The 17,501-nt window shown below is 62.1% G+C and carries 21 protein-coding genes and 1 tRNA gene; 8 read left to right on the top strand and 14 right to left on the bottom strand.

What is annotated here, in order from left to right:
- The first annotated feature begins 5 nt into the window (after positions 1 to 5).
- On the top strand, positions 6 to 881 hold the full coding sequence (locus tag NGM99_RS00270; RefSeq protein ID WP_252815047.1) for an aldo/keto reductase: 876 nt from the start codon (positions 6 to 8) through the stop codon (positions 879 to 881).
- Positions 882 to 1,075: 194 nt separating this feature from the next.
- Positions 1,076 to 2,182, top strand: a complete 1,107-nt coding sequence (locus NGM99_RS00265; protein WP_252815046.1) for a hypothetical protein — start codon at positions 1,076 to 1,078, stop codon at positions 2,180 to 2,182.
- A gap of 28 nt (positions 2,183 to 2,210) precedes the next feature.
- Here NGM99_RS00265 and NGM99_RS00260 read toward each other — a convergent pair whose 3' ends face one another.
- The 5 genes from NGM99_RS00260 to NGM99_RS21550 all read right to left on the bottom strand — a co-directional run bounded on the left by NGM99_RS00260 (position 2,211) and on the right by NGM99_RS21550 (position 5,215).
- Positions 2,211 to 2,585, bottom strand: coding sequence for a hypothetical protein (locus tag NGM99_RS00260; protein WP_252815045.1), 375 nt, complete (start codon positions 2,583 to 2,585; stop codon positions 2,211 to 2,213).
- 368 nt (positions 2,586 to 2,953) lie between these two features.
- Entirely contained in the window at positions 2,954 to 3,415 is a 462-nt protein-coding gene (locus NGM99_RS00255) for a hypothetical protein (RefSeq protein WP_252815044.1), read from the bottom strand.
- A gap of 255 nt (positions 3,416 to 3,670) precedes the next feature.
- Positions 3,671 to 4,423 (bottom strand): hypothetical protein, encoded by a 753-nt coding sequence (locus NGM99_RS00250; RefSeq protein WP_252815043.1) that lies wholly within the window; start codon positions 4,421 to 4,423, stop codon positions 3,671 to 3,673.
- Positions 4,424 to 4,501: 78 nt separating this feature from the next.
- Entirely contained in the window at positions 4,502 to 5,080 is a 579-nt protein-coding gene (locus NGM99_RS00245) for a DUF3102 domain-containing protein (protein ID WP_353937364.1), read from the bottom strand.
- Between the two features lie 9 nt (positions 5,081 to 5,089).
- Positions 5,090 to 5,215, bottom strand: coding sequence for a hypothetical protein (locus NGM99_RS21550; RefSeq protein WP_289852283.1), 126 nt, complete (start codon positions 5,213 to 5,215; stop codon positions 5,090 to 5,092).
- A 158-nt stretch (positions 5,216 to 5,373) separates the two neighbouring features.
- Between NGM99_RS21550 and NGM99_RS00240 the strand changes: the two genes are divergently transcribed.
- Genes NGM99_RS00240 through NGM99_RS00230 form a run of 3 tightly spaced genes read left to right on the top strand, consistent with a single transcriptional unit; the run spans position 5,374 to position 6,999 of the window.
- Positions 5,374 to 5,985: a hypothetical protein gene (locus NGM99_RS00240; RefSeq protein WP_252815041.1), complete on the top strand. Its 612-nt coding sequence runs from the start codon at positions 5,374 to 5,376 to the stop codon at positions 5,983 to 5,985.
- A 1-nt stretch (position 5,986) separates the two neighbouring features.
- Positions 5,987 to 6,178 (top strand): hypothetical protein, encoded by a 192-nt coding sequence (locus tag NGM99_RS00235; RefSeq protein WP_252815040.1) that lies wholly within the window; start codon positions 5,987 to 5,989, stop codon positions 6,176 to 6,178.
- On the top strand, positions 6,175 to 6,999 hold the full coding sequence (locus tag NGM99_RS00230; protein WP_252815039.1) for a site-specific integrase: 825 nt from the start codon (positions 6,175 to 6,177) through the stop codon (positions 6,997 to 6,999). The genes NGM99_RS00235 and NGM99_RS00230 overlap by 4 nt, the downstream gene beginning before the upstream one ends.
- Positions 7,000 to 7,301: 302 nt before the next feature.
- On the opposite strand, the gene NGM99_RS00225 is transcribed toward NGM99_RS00230, so the two are convergent.
- From NGM99_RS00225 to NGM99_RS00215, 3 genes are all read right to left on the bottom strand, one after another.
- A tRNA-Glu gene (locus NGM99_RS00225) sits at positions 7,302 to 7,376 on the bottom strand.
- A gap of 87 nt (positions 7,377 to 7,463) precedes the next feature.
- A complete protein-coding gene (locus tag NGM99_RS00220; protein ID WP_252815038.1) occupies positions 7,464 to 7,847 on the bottom strand; it encodes a VOC family protein in 384 nt (127 codons plus the stop codon).
- Positions 7,844 to 8,209 (bottom strand): DUF6476 family protein, encoded by a 366-nt coding sequence (locus NGM99_RS00215; RefSeq protein ID WP_252815037.1) that lies wholly within the window; start codon positions 8,207 to 8,209, stop codon positions 7,844 to 7,846. Before NGM99_RS00215 ends, NGM99_RS00220 begins: the two co-directional genes overlap by 4 nt.
- Before the next feature lie 30 nt (positions 8,210 to 8,239).
- Between NGM99_RS00215 and NGM99_RS00210 the strand changes: the two genes are divergently transcribed.
- Positions 8,240 to 9,265, top strand: a complete 1,026-nt coding sequence (locus NGM99_RS00210) for an RluA family pseudouridine synthase (protein ID WP_252815036.1) — start codon at positions 8,240 to 8,242, stop codon at positions 9,263 to 9,265.
- A 164-nt stretch (positions 9,266 to 9,429) separates the two neighbouring features.
- Positions 9,430 to 10,338, top strand: a complete 909-nt coding sequence (gene rpoH / locus NGM99_RS00200) for an RNA polymerase sigma factor RpoH (protein ID WP_353937356.1) — start codon at positions 9,430 to 9,432, stop codon at positions 10,336 to 10,338.
- 74 nt (positions 10,339 to 10,412) lie between these two features.
- Here the strand turns inward: rpoH and NGM99_RS00195 are convergent, their stop codons facing one another.
- Positions 10,413 to 12,353 (bottom strand): hypothetical protein, encoded by a 1,941-nt coding sequence (locus NGM99_RS00195; protein WP_252815034.1) that lies wholly within the window; start codon positions 12,351 to 12,353, stop codon positions 10,413 to 10,415.
- Between the two features lie 59 nt (positions 12,354 to 12,412).
- Complete coding sequence (locus NGM99_RS00190) at positions 12,413 to 13,711, bottom strand: adenylosuccinate synthase (RefSeq protein WP_252815033.1); 1,299 nt, start codon at positions 13,709 to 13,711, stop codon at positions 12,413 to 12,415.
- A 135-nt stretch (positions 13,712 to 13,846) separates the two neighbouring features.
- Here NGM99_RS00190 and NGM99_RS00185 point away from each other — a divergent pair, with 135 nt between their 5' ends.
- On the top strand, positions 13,847 to 14,737 hold the full coding sequence (locus NGM99_RS00185; RefSeq protein ID WP_252815032.1) for a DMT family transporter: 891 nt from the start codon (positions 13,847 to 13,849) through the stop codon (positions 14,735 to 14,737).
- A 3-nt stretch (positions 14,738 to 14,740) separates the two neighbouring features.
- Here the strand turns inward: NGM99_RS00185 and NGM99_RS00180 are convergent, their stop codons facing one another.
- The 4 genes from NGM99_RS00180 to alaE form a co-directional block, all read right to left on the bottom strand.
- Entirely contained in the window at positions 14,741 to 14,935 is a 195-nt protein-coding gene (locus NGM99_RS00180) for a type II toxin-antitoxin system HicA family toxin (RefSeq protein ID WP_252815031.1), read from the bottom strand.
- Between the two features lie 94 nt (positions 14,936 to 15,029).
- Positions 15,030 to 15,242 (bottom strand): DUF1902 domain-containing protein, encoded by a 213-nt coding sequence (locus NGM99_RS00175; RefSeq protein WP_252815030.1) that lies wholly within the window; start codon positions 15,240 to 15,242, stop codon positions 15,030 to 15,032.
- Positions 15,243 to 15,352: 110 nt separating this feature from the next.
- Positions 15,353 to 16,948, bottom strand: a complete 1,596-nt coding sequence (gene serA, locus NGM99_RS00170) for a phosphoglycerate dehydrogenase (protein WP_252815029.1) — start codon at positions 16,946 to 16,948, stop codon at positions 15,353 to 15,355.
- A gap of 82 nt (positions 16,949 to 17,030) precedes the next feature.
- Positions 17,031 to 17,501, bottom strand: coding sequence for an L-alanine exporter AlaE (gene alaE / locus NGM99_RS00165; protein WP_252815028.1), 471 nt, complete (start codon positions 17,499 to 17,501; stop codon positions 17,031 to 17,033).

Genomic DNA, 17,501 nt, shown 5'->3' with positions numbered 1-17,501 from the left:
ACGCCGTGACGCAACAGCTCTCCGCGTCGCAACAGACGGACGCGGACCAGCGCCGGTTCGGTCCATCGTCCCGCGAGGTTGCGGCGATCGGCCAAGGGACCTGGTACATCGACGACGCGCACCGGCCCACCGCGGTCGCTGCCCTGCGTTGTGGCCTCGATCTCGGAATGGCCCATATCGACACGGCCGAGATGTACGGCGACGCCGAAACGGTGGTCGGCGAGGCGATCACCGGGCGGCGAGACGAGGTCTTTCTGGTCTCGAAGGTCCTTCCCGGCAATGCCTCGCGAGGAGGGACCATGGCCGCCTGCGAGCGCTCCCTCGCGCGGCTGAGAACCGACAGGCTGGATTGCTACCTCCTCCACTGGCCAGGCTCGCACCCGATCGAGGAAACCTTCGCCGGCTTCGAGCGGCTGCGCGAACAGGGCAAGATCCTGTGCTGGGGGGTGAGCAACTTCGACGTACCCGACCTTGAGGCAGCTTGGAAAGCTGGGCGCGCGGGGCGGATTGCCTGCAACCAAGTGCTCTACCACCTGGAAGAGCGCGCGATCGAGCACGCCGTGCTGCCCTGGTGCGAGGAGCACGGCGTTGCCACTGTTGCCTACAGCCCATTCGGACACGGCAGGTTCCCAGGCCCGGACACGTCGTGCGGCCGCGTGTTGGAGGAGATAGCGGCCAACCACGGCGCGACCGCGCGCCAGGTCGCGCTCCGGTTCCTGGTGCGGCGGCCGTCCTTGTTGACGATCCCCAAGGCGTCCAGCCCCGAACATGCTGCCGACAATGCCAGCGCTCAGACGCTGCGACTGACGGAAGCCGAGCTCGCCCGGATCGACGCGGCGTTCCCGCTTGGTCCCCGGCCGCGCCGGCTACCCATGCTGTAGGCCGGTGATGCCGCGTTTGCCGGAGATAGGATACAGAGAAATCGATGAAGACCTTACAGCTCGCAGCTCTCGTAGAAAGCGAGCCGCCTTTCTTCGCAGGGGAAGCAAACGCTTGGTCTCATGGATCTCCGAGGAACTCGGTCGGCAAGGCCCTGAGATTGCGCTTTTGAGAGCGATGATGCGAGGCGCTGCCAATGACGCTTGAACAGATTATCGGAACGGCGCTCGTTCTCCTCTTTCTCTCCGACATCTTCCTGACGGTGCTTTACGCCAGGGCGGGCACCGGGTTGCTCGCACCCTCCTGGAACCGAGCCATCTGGACCTTGCTTCGTGCCGTGGCCGCGCTGTCTGGCGGGCGACGTGGAACCATCCTGTCGCTTGCAGGCCCGCTCATTGTCGTCTTCTTGATCGGCTTCTGGGCACTCGGGCTGACGGTTGGCGCGGCGCTCGTCATTCACCCCGAACTCGGCACAGCGATACGACCCTCCAGCGGCCAAGCATCGTCTGACTTCGTCACCGCGCTCTTCGTGGCCGGTAGCAGCCTGTCGATTGTCGGCGGTAGCGACTATGCCCCGCACACGGCGGGCACCCGTATGCTCTTTCTCGTGAACTCGCTGATCGGTGGCTCGGTGCTCACGCTGGTGCTCAGCTTCCTCGTGCAAGTCTATTCCGCGCTTCGCGAGCGCAACGCACTCGCGCTCATGATCGACCTCACGACAGATGGGACCGGCGATGCCGCCCAGATGTTGGCGCGGCTCATGCCCTCGGGAGAATGCGGCAATGCATCCTCAGAACTCGGCAACCTTGCCCGATCGCTCGCGGCAACAAAGGAAGCACACCACTTCTATCCGCTGCTGTTCTACTTCAGTTTCGAAGAGCCGCGTTATTCGCTGGCGCGGTTCAGTTTTGTACTCCTCGACCTCGTGACCCTTATCGAGACGACGCTCGATCGGTCACGGTACGTTGCGCTCATCAACTCTGCGGCCGTCACATCGCTGCGGCAGGGTGCCTTCCTGTTGATCGAGACGCTAGATCGGATTGCGCCAACAGCTGATGAAGGTCTCACAAGCGCCGTTGAACATGAGCGGGATCGACAAAGCTACATCGCAGCAACCCACACTCTGGCGGGCGCGGGGATTGCCGTGCGACAGGATGGCTTCGAGCTTTACATCGCAGCACGCCAAATGTGGGAGCCGTTGGCCCTGCGTGTCGGTGCAGTTCTCGGTTATCCAATCCATGACATTGACCGGCGACGGCACGAAGTGGGGCAGGCGAACGCATTTCGAACCGCTTCTAACTGAGAAGCCTGCAGCCGGGCATTGTCCGTCGTCAGAACATATGGCGCAGATGGCGGCTTGATTTAGCGAAGTGCCTGCCTCGATACGGGTTGATGTTACGCGGCGAGTTTGCGCTGCAATGAAGCATCCAGAAGTCGAGGTAGAGGTCGTGAAGGACCGGGTCTCGTACGCTGTCCTTGAAGTTTGAGTAGGTGACGAGATTCACCTGATCGACCAGAACCCGCTTGAAGTCATCCCGCTCGACGAAGACCCGGTGGGCATAGTCGGATCGGATCGTGGTCAGGATCTCGTGGTCGGGGAACAGCCGCTCGAGGTGGTTCCGCCTTCGAGAGCGAACCATCAACCTCGACGGGCGATTGATGTCCTGGACGGCTGAGACGAAGCTGTCGTTGAGGCAGATCCACATATGATCGGGTTCTCCGGTTGGAGATGGATCATACCGCGTCGTGGACGGCTTCAAGAGGCTGGGTGTCGAGTGAGACTCGATCTGATCGAGAGTGGATCGTGGTGACTCGGTGGCTTGGTTTAGCCTTAACTGATCGGATCGATCTCGATGACTGAACCGGGTCAGTCGATCATGTTCAAGAGGATGATCGCGGATGGTCGGCTTGCCGATCGTTCGGCGGGTGTCTCGATAAGACCAGTCTCTTGGGTATATTCATCCATTCCCCGCCCCAAGAAGGAGCGGAGTTGAAGGCTGCGAAGGGTAGCAAGCGATCACCGACACGTGGCGAAGGCGACCACCATGATCAATCATGTCGGAAGGCGGTCGAGTTAGCGGCCGAGCTCTGAGAGCGGCGCCCAATCATGAAGCGCTGCCTCTCGCCATTCCATCTCTTTCGTGACGTACTTAGCCAAACGATGGCGATCCTCAGCACTGTCTCCAATGCTTTGGATCTGCATCACGCCGCGCTGAGCAAGCGCTTGTGGCGGAACGAGACGCAGTTCAGGTGCCGCCTCGGGACGGAACATCTGCGCGGCGTTCATCTCGAAGTGGAAGGCACTGGCCCCCACCGGCGGCGCAACGAGAAGATGAGCGTGATTGTGAGGTGCCGCCTCGAAGAACGCGACGCCCCTCATCATCTTCTCAGGCATCTTCAGCCAGTTGCGTCCGAGATACTCCCGATCGACCCGCGCGCACCAGCCCTTCAATGCAGCTTCTACGGCTGCACGCGAGGCACCAGGGTGAAGCGATATGGTCACCAGGAATTTGAGGTGAGGGTCGGCCGCCACCATCTTGATACATGCATTTCGCATCTCGTGAGAGAGGTCGCTTAGCTGAGCCATGTAGATGCCTCCAAAACACAGCGAGGTTGGGCTAGGTCGAGATGACGATCGGGATGCGGCAGACATGCAGCAGGGTCGGGAACCAACCGGTCTCCGACCCTGCTTGCCTCTGCCGCTATGTATCGTGGGGGATACAGCTGTCTTCTGGCCACTGACGCAGCGCTCTGAGGCGAGCCACTGACCTTAGCTAGGCTGATTACCTGGCTAGGCCTTAAGCGCGTCTGGCGGGGTATGCACCGGACACGGATCATGGCTATGGCGACAGATACAGTCACTAAGCATGATGTCCCTGCGTCCGATCTGCAGATTAGGTCCGAAAGTCGGTCGGACTTGCTTCCGTTTAGGATAAGGCATCTGACCGATGAGCATTGCGATGATCTCTTCAGTATCGAAGGGATAGCGGATCGGCAGATTGCGTTCGTCTTTCTCAAACGGAAAGGGGCCCAGCATGGCGTTCACGTTGACCCTCGGGACACCGCGCGCACGAGCCATTTCGTTGAGGGCAATGGCGAGATCGACGTTCAAGTTGTCGACTTGCAGAACGAACGACTCGACCAAGCCGCTTTGCAAAAGCTCACAAGCTGGGACACAAGAGAGAAGGTCGAGAACCTTGAAGCCATGACCAGTCAGCTTGTTATGCAGAACATTCGCCGCTTGTCCCTCGAAAGCGATAAGGAGGACACCCGGCGGTTGCACAAACTGGTTGACATAAGGACGGACGACCAGAGGCGGCTCACGACGCTGCATCTCCTCCTTACGGAGGGATTGCATCAGCGCCCACCGCTTCACGTCAAGCCTTGAGAAACGCAGGCCATGCTCATTCAATTCAGCCGCAGGGCCACGCCCGTGGGCCACCATCGCCATGAGTGCTTCGGCTGACAGATGAATTTGGAGTTCATAGGTCAGCATGTGCGCTGCCTCTTCCGCGGTGAGATCGTCTTCGTAAGGCCAAGTCATGGCCATCGTCCTTTCAGGGGTCGTCTAGGGTTCTACCTTTGTTTCCGACAAGGTATGGGTCGGATGTGCCGCGCCGATTTATGGGCTCGCCGCAGCAGATTGGTTCTCTGCGTCTCCTGCAGTCGTCATGACTCGTTGGAGCTCGGCCTGAAGGCGGCTCAGAAGCGGTCCTCCGCCATCAAAGTTCCTCGCCAATAAGTCGACGTCGGAAACGTTGCGGAAGTGCTCGACCAATTGGCCAGCCAACTCGGCGAGTGAAACCATGCCGTCTTGAAGATCAGCACTTGCTGAAGGCTGAGTTTCAATAGAGCTGGCCACCCCCTCTACGGCGTCCGCATTGAAAGTTTGAGGCTCTCCAGCCTGCTTCAGTTTATGAAGACGCTGCCTGACCTCTTTGTCCTTGAGGCGGTCGTCATCCGTTTGCGCCGCTCGGATTTCGCCGAGAATCGCATCACGCAGACAAAGGTCGGCACGCAAGAGCCGATAGATCGTCGTTTCGGCCAAATGCGAAACAGTTTCGCTTTTGTCATCGCTGAACTTAGCTGCGCTGATGTAGTTCTGAGCCGTACGCTCCGACCACTTGAAGTTGGACCGCAGCCACGGGGTGAAGGCCCCGTGCTCCATGGCCTCCTTCGCAGCGATGAGCTGGCGTCCAATCTCAAGAGGCTACTCAGTGGTCTTGCCGCGCAGGCTCAGGATCTTGTCTGTCGCGGCCTTGATGAGCTCCTGTTTTCCCTCAGCCGTGGTGGCCTCGGAGCGCGTCGAGCTATCCATCGCGGCGTCACTCGACATTTGTTCGTCTCCTTGCTGCTTGTCCGGCCAACAGTCCCCTAAGCGGGCTTGCAAGCGAGACCATCCAACCTTAGTTTTGCGGAACCTCCGCATTACCACGTCGTTTTAGTAACCCGACCGCATTACCGTCAAGACCTTTGTGCAGGAAAGTTAATCGCATGTCCCTTGTAAGCGAGACGACCGAACTGACCCCCGCCGAGGTAGGAGAGATCACCGGCGTCACAACTGTCATCCAAACGGACTGGCGGCGGCTTGGCGTTCTTCCTCCTCGTAAGGACCGCAGCCAGACGCTGTGGCACCTCGGCGAGGCAACTTGGCTTTTCCTGATGCGCGAGCTGAGTGATGCCGGGTTCACGCTGACGAAAGCGAGCGATGCCGCGACCCGCATACTGCCCAGTGCGATGGCGTATCTGAACGAGGCTCGCGAAGAGGGCGGGGACCGTGGGGTCGACGTGATCGCGGGCAACTACTTGATCCAAGTCAAGCTAGCGAGCCAGTCGCCCTACAAGAAACCGCGCTACTTGAGTGAGTTCCTGTTGACCGATTTCGACGCGCTCGTGGCTTCGGCCATCAAACCCACGCGATACTTCGTATTCACTGGTCAAGCGGTGCGGGGATCGCCAGATCCGACCTTCGTTCTTCCGCTGCAAGATCTGAAAATTTTGCCGAACGATCTGAGGGTTTGGACGGTACTCGACTGCCGCCGCTGTGCCGAAGAGATCATCAAAGGTGTCTCCCGCTGCCTGTTGGCACGCAAAGAAGCGCGGTAGAATGGGCAACCGCTCGGCCCTCATCACCAAGGCCGACGCGACGCGCCTCTTCGAGGCAGCCCGTCGCTCGGGCTTTCGGCGCGCGTGTGTCATCTCCCACCTCGATGGTCGCGTCGAGATGGTGGCCGAAGACTGCTGCTTCGATGAAGAGAGTGTGACGCCGAAGAATGATTGGGATGACGTCCTGAAATGATCAAGCGCAGCGCCGGCAAGAACCCCTACCCCGGTGTCTCACGCAACAAGGACCGACATGGCAGGGCTCGGTGGCGGGTTCGGCTCAAGGGCGTGCCACAGACATACCTGCCGGGCGAGTACGGTTCAGCTGAGTTCCGAGCCGCCTATGAGCAAGTCGTCAATGGTGAGCGTACGAAGAAGGTCGAGCCCGCCCCGCGTCATGCTCATGGCACGTTCAACTGGCTGATCGAGCAGTACAAGCAGACGCCGACCTGGGAGAAGATGGCGCCCATTAGACTGCGCAACCTTCAGTATAACTTCGACCGTTTCAGCCGCGACCACGGCGAACGGACTGTGGCCAGCCTGAAATCTCAGCATGTCGAAGCGCTCCTTGCGAAAAAGGCGGCGACACCAGCGGCGGCTAACAAGCTGCTCAAGCTGATCAAGCGGCTTTGCCGTTTTGCTATCCGTCGAGGCATCATTTCAATCGACCCGACAGTGGGCGTCGACCGTTACAACGAGAACCCTGATGGCTTCCACACGTGGACGGAAGCCGAGATTGTTCAGTTCGAGCAGCATCACGGTGTTGGTTCAAAAGCCGTATTGGCCCTCCAGCTCATGCTCTGCACCGGCGCTGCACGACAAGACGTCTGCTTGATGGGTTTTCGAAACGTCAGCGGCCATCGCATCAGCTATTCGAGAGGCAAAACCGGTGGGTTCGTGGACGTACCAATCTTGCCCCAGCTCAAGTGCGAGATTAAGCTTGTGCCAGCGGGTCAAGGCACCTTTCTGGTTCATACTGGTGACCGCCCCTACAAGCCGGAAACTTTCGGCAACTGATTCCGCGACCAGTGTTCGGCAGCGAACCTTCCCCACTGTTCGTCACATAGGTTGAGAAAAGCAGGAGCGACTCGACTTGCAGATGCGGGCGCAACCGAGTTCGAGATCACGGCCTTTCTCGGCCACAAGACGCCAGCCGAGGCACGCACTCACACGAAGAAGGCAAACCGGAGGGTACTCGCGGATTCCGGCATGCGGAAACTGACGGCTGCGAAAGCGGCGTGATCGTTGTCCAACCTTACCAGAAAGGTTTGACATCCAGGCCGGAAAACCTAGGTAAAACAATGATTTGTGAGAATATTTGGTACGCCCTAGGGGAATCGAACCCCTGTTTGCGCCGTGAGAGGGCGCCGTCCTGACCGCTAGACGAAGGGCGCATAGCAGGTGGGCGGGATATAGCGAAGCGTTTAGCGAAACGCAATCGGGGAAAGGACGGAAATGCGCTTTTGCGGTTTCCGTTGGGTTCAGCGCGGTTCGATCAGGTCCCAGGGATTGCCATAGAGGTCGAAGAAGACGGCGACAGTGCCGTAGGGCTCATGGCGCGGAGCTTCGCGAAAGGTGATGCCTGCGGCCAGCATGTGGGCGTGGTCGCGAGTGAAGTCATCGGTTTCGAGGAACAGGAGGACGCGGCCGCCGGCCTGATTGCCGATGGCCACCTCTTGTTCGGGGCCGTCAGCCGCAGCGAGAAGGAGTTCCACGCCGCGATCCGTGCCGATCCTGACCCAGCGTTTGTTCTCGCCGAGCGGCGTGTCCTCGATCAGGCGAAAGCCCAGTTTCTCGGTGAACCAAAGGATCGCCTCGTCATAATCGCGGACGAGAAACGACAAGCGCGCGAGCGATCGGGTCACGGTGCGGCGACGAGCGTGTAGCGCGTGCGCAAGTTCCCGGTGACGGGATCGAAGACGAGAAGCTGGCGGCTGTTGTCGGGCATCGACACGAGCAGCGAGAGTGCGTCAGGCGTGGCACTGTGCGAGATGACCTGTGCGCCGACCGGCACCGAAAGCTGCGCCGTGGCAGGTGCGGCCGGCACCTTTGAGCGCGGTCCGCGCAGGAAAAGCGCCACCACGACGATTGCCAGCGCGCCGAACAGGATCACCAGGTTGATCACCGCGAAGCGGATCAGCTTGCGGCGCACGCGTTCGACGGCCGGGTCGAGCGGCTTCTCGTCCAGCTTGTCATCCGCATCCGCCTCGGCGATAGCTGGCTTCATGTTCAAGCTTCTGCTCCTGAGCGTTTCACCGTGAGCGCTTCCCACAAAGACGCCCTGCCCGCAAGCGAGACGCGCGTCGTGCCCGAGGACGCGCGGGGTACCCGGCTCGATGCCTGGCTGGCTTCTGCCTTCGCGCCCGATCTCTCCCGTGCCCGCGCGCAGAGCCTGATCCGCGACGGGCACGTCCTGGTCGATGGCAAGGCGGAAGAAGCGAAATATCGCCTGCGGAGTGGCGAAACCGTCGCGGTTCGTATGCCCGAACCGGAAGCCGCCGAACCGGAGCCCGAGAACATCCCGCTTTCCGTTCTCTACGAAGATGCTTCGCTTATCGTGATCGACAAGCCGGCCGGGCTCGTCGTGCATCCGGGTGCCGGAAACCCGACGGGCACGCTGGTCAATGCGCTGCTTTATCACTGCGGTGACAGCCTGTCGGGCATCGGGGGCGTGAAGCGGCCGGGCATCGTGCACCGGCTGGACGCCCAGACGAGCGGCGTCATGGTGGCCGCCAAGACCGACCGCGCCCACCGCGCCCTAGCCGAGGCCTTCGCGGACCATGGCGCTTCGGGTGGTCTCGAACGCGCGTATCAGGCGCTCGTTTGGGGCGCACCGGAAGTGGACGGCGGCACGGTGGATGCGCCGCTCGGACGCGACACGAAGGACCCGACGCGGCGTGCCGTGGTGCCTGCCGGACGCTCGGATGCGCGCCACGCGGTGACGCGGTTTCGTGTGGAGAAACGATTCACGGTGGGGGGCCGGATCGCGGCGGCCCTGCTCGAATGCCGTCTGGAAACGGGACGCACGCATCAGATCCGCGTGCATCTGGAAAGCATTCGCCACCCGATCATCGGCGACCCGCTCTATGGGCGCGGGTTCCGCACCAAGGCCGATAAACTGCCGGAACCGCTCAAGGACACGGTTCGCGGGTTCCCGCGTCAGGCGCTGCACGCTTATCTTCTGGGCTTCGATCACCCCGAAACGGCTGAGCCGATGCGCTTCACAAGCCCCCTGCCCCAAGACATGGCAGCCTTGGTCGAAGGATTTCGAAAGGCTGGTTGAGGCCTCGAGAGCAAACGTGGTCACATGGGAGTGACTCACTGTTTACGCAACCCTAGCCCTTATAAATCCTTGTTCGAGCACCCATATGTGAATTCGAGCGCGGGGGATGCTCCCGTGCGCGCGTTCGCTTTCGAGGAACGCGAGAAAGAAGGAGGGGTGCATTCATGGCCCAGTCATTACCGAGCCTCGTTGGAGGCGAAGGCGGCCTGAACCGCTATCTGGAAGAAATCCGTCGCTTCCCGATGCTTCAGCCGCAGGAAGAATACATGCTCGCCAAACGCTACCACGAGCATGACGACACCAAGGCGGCGCACAAGCTGGTCACCAGCCATCTGCGGCTCGTGGCGAAAATCGCCATGGGCTATCGGGGCTATGGCCTGCCGATCGGCGAGGTGATTTCGGAAGGCAATGTCGGCCTGATGCAGGCCGTCAAGAAGTTCGAGCCCGAGCGCGGCTTCCGCCTTGCGACCTATGCGATGTGGTGGATCAAGGCGTCGATCCAGGAATATATCCTGCGCTCGTGGAGCCTCGTGAAGATGGGCACCACGGCCAACCAGAAGCGGCTGTTCTTCAACCTGCGCAAGGTAAAGGGCAAGATCCAGGCACTGGACGAGGGTGATCTGCGCCCCGAACAGGTGACCGAGATCGCGACGCGGCTCAATGTGCCGGAATCGGATGTCATCTCGATGAACCGCCGCCTTTCGGGCGACGCCTCGCTCAACGCGCCGATCCGCGCGAGCGAAGGCGAAAGCGGCGAATGGCAGGACTGGCTCGTGGACGACAACGAGACCGCCGAGCAGATTCTGGTCGAGCAGGACGAGCTGGAAAATCGGCGCGGCATGCTGGGCGATGCGATGAACGTGCTCAACGACCGCGAACGCCGCATCTTCGAAGCGCGTCGTCTCGCCGAGGACCCGATCACGTTGGAAGAATTGTCCGGCGAATTCAACATCAGCCGCGAGCGCGTGCGCCAGATCGAGGTGCGCGCCTTCGAGAAGGTGCAGGAAGCAGTGAAGGCCGCAGCCAAGCGTCAGGCGCAGGCTTTGCGCGTCATCGAAAACGAACCGGCCTGAGCGCGGGCCTGATCAGAAAAGCAGAAGGCCGCCGGGTTGACCGGCGGCCTTTTTCGTTTGCAGCGGATGTCGGCTCAGCGCGCCGGGCCGCCCCAGGCATTGATGGCATTCTGGAATGCGTTCTCGCCGGGCACGCCCTTTTCGAGTGTGATCAGCGCGCGACGTCCCGACTTGTAGACGATCGGTACGTCGATCCATGAGCGCGTGCGCAAGAGATTCAGGTTGGCCTGCGTGTCCTGCGCGTTGTCGCTGAGCGCGACAAGGAAATAGCCATCCGCGATCTTGGCCGGAATGCCGGAAAGCGGCGTGCCGGTTTCCTGCTCGGAACTCTTCATGGTCATGCGCAAGACGTTCTCGATGCCGCCGCCCTCGAAATTGTCGGGCGTCAGAAAGATCATCTCAACGATGTGGCTGGCCGGCAGCGTACGGTCCGCATTTCGGCGGATGGTCATGCGCAGCTGGATGTTCTTGCCCGGAATGGTCGCCTCGGCGCGGATCGCGGGCTCGGGTGGCTGATCCGCGCCCGGTGATTCCTGCACCACCGACCAGACGATCGAACCCTGCTCGGCCGAGCTCTGGGAAACATTGGTGCGCTCTTCATAGAAGATCGCACGCTGGCCGACCGGAACGGCGGCTGGCGTCTGGGTGCCGGTTTCGCCGGCCTGCGCGGTCTGCTGGGCAGCATTGGCCGCCGGCGTTGCGCCAGTCGCGGCTTCCGAAAGTGCGGCGACCGACGTGCCTTCGCCCACGGTGCCTGCGGCACCACCCGCGCCCGGATCGGTCTCGCGACCATCGGCCGACAGACGCTGTGTGAATTTCTGCGGACGTGCCGGGTTGCTGGCAGCTGCTTCGGGGCCGGCTGCGGCCTGTGCAGGCGCATCGTTGCCGGCATCCGGCTCTTCCTCGACAGCGGCTTGGTCCTCAGGCGCAGGCTGTTCCTCGGCGGTCGAGCTGTCAGGCTCCGCCGCAGGCGTTTGCGCGGCAGGTGTCTCCGCAGCGGGTGTCTCGGCAGCGGGCTGCTCGGAGGCGGCATCCGTTGCGGTTGATTGACCGGAGAGGTCCAGGCCGACCATCGGCGCGAGCGTGTCGCGGTTCGTCCAGGCCGCGTAGCCGCCGCCCGCAAGGAGGAGCAGTACAACGCCGGCCGCGATCAGGCCACCACGCCCGCGGCGCGGCTCATCATCTTCGTGCGGCGGCAGATCTTCGCTCGGCCACTCGTGGTCGCGCCATTCGCCCTGCGGCTCGTCATCGTGACGCCAGTCATTGCCGGGCCATTCCTCGGCCTCCGGCTCGCGGCGGTCGAAAGCATCGTCACGCTGACGCGGCGCGTGGTCTTCGAGGTCGAATTCGTCCGGGTCACGGCGTGAGGTCGGCGTGGGTGCTGCGACCGGCAGCTGCGTATAGGAAACGGGAGGCTGCGGCTGATAGGCGTCGCGCTGTTGCGGCGCAGGCTCGAACCCATGCGGCTCCTGTCGCTCTTCGCGGCGCGGCGGCTCGTACTGGCGGGCCTCTGCCTGCGGGCGCGGCTCGGTCTGCAGCCGGCTCGGCGTGAAGGTGCGTTGCGGGGACGGAGATGGAGCAGGCTCACGCGGCGGAGCCGGCGGCGTTTGCACCGAACGCTGCGGCTCGGAGCCACGTTGTTCCACAGCCGGTGCCGGACGCGGCTCGGGTGCACGTGGCGGCGCAACGGGTGTTGCGCGCGACGGCGGGGCCTGGCGCTGCGCGTTGATCGAGGAAAAGACATCATCCAGCTCATCGAGCGGGTCGCCAGCGCGCGGCGCCGGTGGCGGCGGCGCGGGTGGAGGTGGCGCGAATTCGCGCTCGACCGCTGTGATCGCATCCTCCAGCGCCTTGCGCTGGCGGGCGGCGGCAGCCTCGGGCGGCGGCGGATTGAGCGCGGCGAGCTTCGCCTCGATCGTGTTGCGCGCCTTGTCATAGACGCGCGCCCGCATGGCCGGCGTGGTCTCCCCCATGCCAGCCAGGGTCTTCTTCAGAACCGCAACGAAATCCGCCATCTTGTCCGTCTTGCTGAGTGGCGCCGACCCCCACAGTCGGCGAACACGAATATGGTGACTTAATCCCTAAAGGGATCGGTCACAAGAATCGTGTCGTCACGTTCGGGGCTGGTGGAAAGCAAAGCCACAGGCGCCCCGATCAATTCCTCGATATAGCGGACATACTTGACCGCCTGCGCGGGCAGGTCGTTCCAGGAGCGAGCGCCGGCAGTGGTGCCCTTCCAGCCTTCGAGCGTTTCATAGATCGCTTCCACACGCGCCTGCGCGCCCTGGCTGGCCGGCAGATAGTCGATCTCTTCGCCATCGAGACGATAGCCGGTGCAGACCTTGATCTCGTCCATGCCGTCGAGCACGTCGAGCTTGGTCAGCGCGATGCCGTCAATGCCGTTCACGGCCACCGCCTGGCGCACCAGCACCGCGTCGAACCAGCCGCAGCGCCGCTTGCGGCCCGTCACGGTTCCGAATTCATGGCCGCGCTGACCCAAGAACTCGCCGACCTCGTTGTCCTGTTCGGTCGGGAAAGGCCCCTCGCCCACGCGCGTCGTATAGGCCTTGGTGATGCCCAGCACATAGCCGATGGCGCTCGGCCCCATGCCCGACCCCGTCGCGGCCTGGCCGGCGATGGTGTTGGACGAGGTGACGAAGGGATAGGTGCCCTGGTCGATGTCGAGCAGCGTGCCCTGCGCGCCCTCGAAGAGGATGCGCGCGCCGGCCTTGCGCTTTTCGTCGAGTACCTTCCAGACCCGGTCCATGAAGGGCAGGATCTTTTCCGCGACCGCATCGAGTTCCGCCAAGATCGCTTGCGGATCGACCTGCGGCTGGTCGAGGCCGGTACGCAGCGCATTGTGATGCGTGAGCAGGCGGTCGATCTTGGCCGGCAGCGTTTCGCGATCGGCCAGATCCATCACGCGGATCGCGCGCCGGCCGACTTTATCTTCATAGGCAGGGCCGATGCCGCGACGCGTGGTGCCGATCTTCGTGCCGGCACTTTGCGCGGCGTCCTCGCGGAAGCCGTCGAGCTCGCGATGCACAGACAGGATCAGCGCCGTGTTCTCAGCGATCTTCAGGTTTTCCGGTGTGATCGCGACGCCCTGCGCCTTCAGCTTCTCGGATTCGTTGACGAAGGCATGCGGGTCGAACACCACGCCATTGCCGATCACGGACAGCTTGCCTTCGCGGACGACACCCGATGGCAGGAGCGAAAGCTTGTAGACGGTGCCATCCACGACGAGCGTATGGCCGGCATTGTGCCCGCCCTGGAAACGCACCACCACATCGGCGCGCTCGGACAGCCAGTCCACGATCTTGCCTTTGCCCTCGTCGCCCCACTGCGAGCCGACGACCACCACATTGGCCATGCTGAAAGCCTTCGAATGAGAGAATGTTTGCTTGAAGCGGGGCCTCTATAGCGTCACAAGGCGGCTCCTGCGACCCCTTCCTTGGGGAAAACATCGCGAACACGTTCTGATTTCGACCATATCCGGGACGCCCGCATGCATCTAACCGCCTATGGGCTCCTGATCCTGACCACCTTGATGTGGGGTGGCAATTCGGTGGCCGGCAAATACGCCGTCGGTCACGTCTCGCCGATGCTGCTGACGACACTGCGCTGGGGTTTGGCCTGCGCGATTCTCTATGCCGTCGGCCACCGGCAGTTGCGGCAGGACTGGGTGCTCGTGCGAGCGAAGCTGCCGATTCTGTTTCTGCTCGGCGCCAGCGGCTTCGCCCTCTTCAACGTCGCGCTTTATGCGGCCCTCAACTTCACCAGCGCCATCAATGTCAGCATCGAGCAGGCAGGCATTCCGATGGTGATCTTTGCCGCCAACTACCTGTTCTTTCATCAGCGCGTCGGTTTGGGCCAGATCGTCGGTTTCGTGGCGGCCGTTCTGGGCGTGGCGCTCACCGCCGCCCATGGCGAGTTCGCGCGGCTTTGGGCGCTCGACGTCAATTTCGGCGATGCGCTGATGATCATAGCCGTCTTGGTCTACTCGGCCTACACCGTGCTGTTGCGCTTTCGGCCAGCCATCCATTGGCTCAGCCTGATCATCGTTCTCACCGGCAGCGCCTTTCTCACCAGCCTGCCCTTCATGGCCGCCGAATGGGTGCTCGGCCACGGTCAGATGCCGGACGCCACCGGCTGGGCGCTCGTCGCCTATATCTGCGTCTTTCCTTCGATCATCGCCCAACTCTTCTACATCCGAAGCGTCGAACTGATCGGCCCGAACCGTGCCGGCCTCTTCATCAACCTCGTGCCGATCTTCGGCACCCTGCTTGCCATCGTCCTGCTCGGCGAGGCATTCTATCCCTACCACGCAGCAGCACTGCTCCTGGTGCTCGGCGGGATCGCGGTGGCGGAATGGAGCGAGAGACGGCTGGAGGCTTAGAACTCAGAATGCCTTCGCAAGGCCAGCCTGCTCCAACACGGCGTTCGCCGTATGACGCGACTTGATCTTATGATCGATAGCTACTTTGCGACCGGTTTGGGGATCATACCAGATATCATGATCGCCCTTGCCGTGACGAAGAAGTTCCCAGCCATTCTCTCGTAGTCGCTTCTTCAGGGCCGGCACAAAATCGTTCATCGTCAGTCTATCGAATCATAGGTCGGGATCAGACTACGACTACTTTCGCGGTTTATCAGGATGAGATTGAAGGTTAAGCGAGTACCTGTCTCGCTCAGGCCGCGATCGTGTAAGTGTTTCGTGCCAGCAGTTCCACTTCCACCGGCCCCTCGTGATCCGGTTGCAGGAGATCAGGGACCATGACCGACAGCTTCTGCTGCAGCGCTTCAATCGTCTCGGCCTCGGTCGCCAGTCCGAGATCATCGATCGAGGATGCGACCCAAACTTTCGCTTCATCGTCCCAGAAAGCTTCAATCACAACGCGCATCGGCCGACCTCATCGCACATGCCATAGAGTATAGCCCTGCTTGTGGCCGGTTCCTAGTCAATGCTCAGATGTGAGAAGCGCGGCACCATCGCGCCGCGCCTCTCCTAAACTCAGTTCACCACGTCGAACGACAGGGGCTTGGCCGAGTCGATGCGCTCGTCTGACCGCAGTTCCGCCAGGACATTCTCCGGGAACGGTCCGTCGAGATAAAGCAGCGCGATGGCGTCGCCGCCCGGCTGGTTACGGCCAAGCGCGAAGTTGGCGATGTTGACGCTGTTCTTGCCGCAGATCGTTCCGAGAAGACCGATGATACCGGGCGCATCGGCATTGGTCGTATAAAGCATATGCTGGCCGACCTCGGCGTCGAGATTGATGCCCTTGATCTGAATGAAGCGTGGCTTGCCGTCCGAGAAGCAGGTGCCGGCGATCGAGCGGGTCTGCTTCGCGGTCTTCACCGTGATCGAGATATAGCCGTCGAAGACGCCCGACTTGTCGCGCTTGATCTCCGACAGGATGATGCCGCGCTCCTTGGCCATGATGGGAGCCGAGACCATGTTGACGTCGGCCACCTGCGGCCGGATCAGGCCGGCGAGCGCCGCCGAGATCAGCGCGCGGGTGTTCATGGTGGCCGTCTGGCCGTCAAACAGGATTTCCACCTCCTGGATCGGCTCTTCCGTAACCTGCCCGACGAAAGCACCGAGCACTTCGGCGAGCTTGATGAAGGGCTTGAGACGCGGTGCTTCCTCGGCGGTGATGGACGGCATGTTGATGGCGTTGGAGACGGCACCCTTCACGAGGTAGTCCGCCATCTGTTCGGCCACCTGCAGCGCGACATTCTCCTGCGCTTCGGTCGTGGAAGCCCCGAGATGCGGGGTCGCGACGACGTTCTCCATGCCGAACAGCGGGTTGTCGGTTGCTGGCTCCGTTTCGAACACGTCGATGGCAGCACCCGCGACCTTGCCGCTTTTCAGGGCTTCCACGAGGTCGGCCTCGACGATCAGGCCGCCGCGGGCGCAATTGATGATGCGCACGCCCTTCTTCATCTTGGCGAAGGCATCGGCATTGATGATGCCGCGCGTCTTGTCAGTCATCGGCGTATGGAGCGTGATGAAGTCGGCGCGCGGGAAGAGTTCGTCCAGCTCGACCTTCTCGACGCCGAGTTCGGTCGCGCGCGCCTCCGACAGGAACGGATCATAGGCCAGAACCTTCATGCGCAGGCCCACGCCGCGCGAGGCCACGATCGAGCCGATATTGCCGCAGCCGATCACGCCCAACACCTTGCCGGTGATCTCGGTGCCCATGAAGCGGTTCTTTTCCCACTTGCCGGCTTGGGTCGAGGCGTTGGCCTCGGGCAACTGGCGGGCGAGTGCGAACATGAGCGCGACCGCGTGCTCGGCGGTGGTGATGGAATTGCCGAAAGGCGTGTTCATCACGATGATGCCGCGCCGCGAGGCAGCGGGGATATCGACATTGTCGACGCCGATGCCGGCACGGCCGATCACCTTGAGATTGGTGGCCGCATTGATGAGCTTTTCCGTGACCTTGGTGGCAGAGCGGATGGCAAGGCCGTCATACTCGCCGATCTTGGCGAGCAGCGCTTCCTTGTCCTTGCCGAGATCGGGCAGGTAATCGACCTCGACACCGCGATCCTTGAAGATCTGCACGGCGGTGGGGGAAAGTTTATCTGAAACGAGAACGCGGGGCATGTGTTGTCCTTTGTTCGGGAGTGGACCCGTTGATGATTGAAAGATGTTCGGGCCACGGAAACGCGCCCCGGAATTGTCCGGATCAGCCGCCGAGCGACATCGGCTTCTGGCCGGGGCCTTCGAGCCCAAACCGGTTTCGGACCCAGTCGAGCCAGAGGCCGTAGGGGCGCCCAAGCACGAGCATCAAGCCCGCAAAACCCAGCGCCCCCAAGAGCAGCGCGCTTCCCCTAGCACCGGCCATCGCGATAATCGCGAGGTAGATCGGGACCTGGAAGACGAGCAGCGCAAAGCCGTCGGCCAAAAGTTCGCCTCGGCGGCTTTGGGGTGCAACCCGGCCCAGGAGCCAGTTGCGCCACAAGCCGTAAGGCCGCGCCGTCAGGACCATGAGCACCGCGCCGATCGCTCGCGAAGAGAACACCTCTTCCCACTCCATTCCGGCCACGAAGCGCTCGTTCAGACCGCTGGTGACAGTGAAGAACGAAACGAGCGCGAGCGTATCGGCGAGGAAGCTGCGCATGCGCGGAGAAAGGCGCATGCGCGGAGAAAGGCGCAC

The sequence above is a fragment of the Mesorhizobium liriopis genome, from assembly GCF_024053505.1.
Lineage (GTDB): Bacteria > Pseudomonadota > Alphaproteobacteria > Rhizobiales > Rhizobiaceae > Mesorhizobium_B > Mesorhizobium_B liriopis.
Note: the sequence above shows the minus strand (reverse complement) of the source record. Positions and strands in the feature narration are given on the sequence as shown.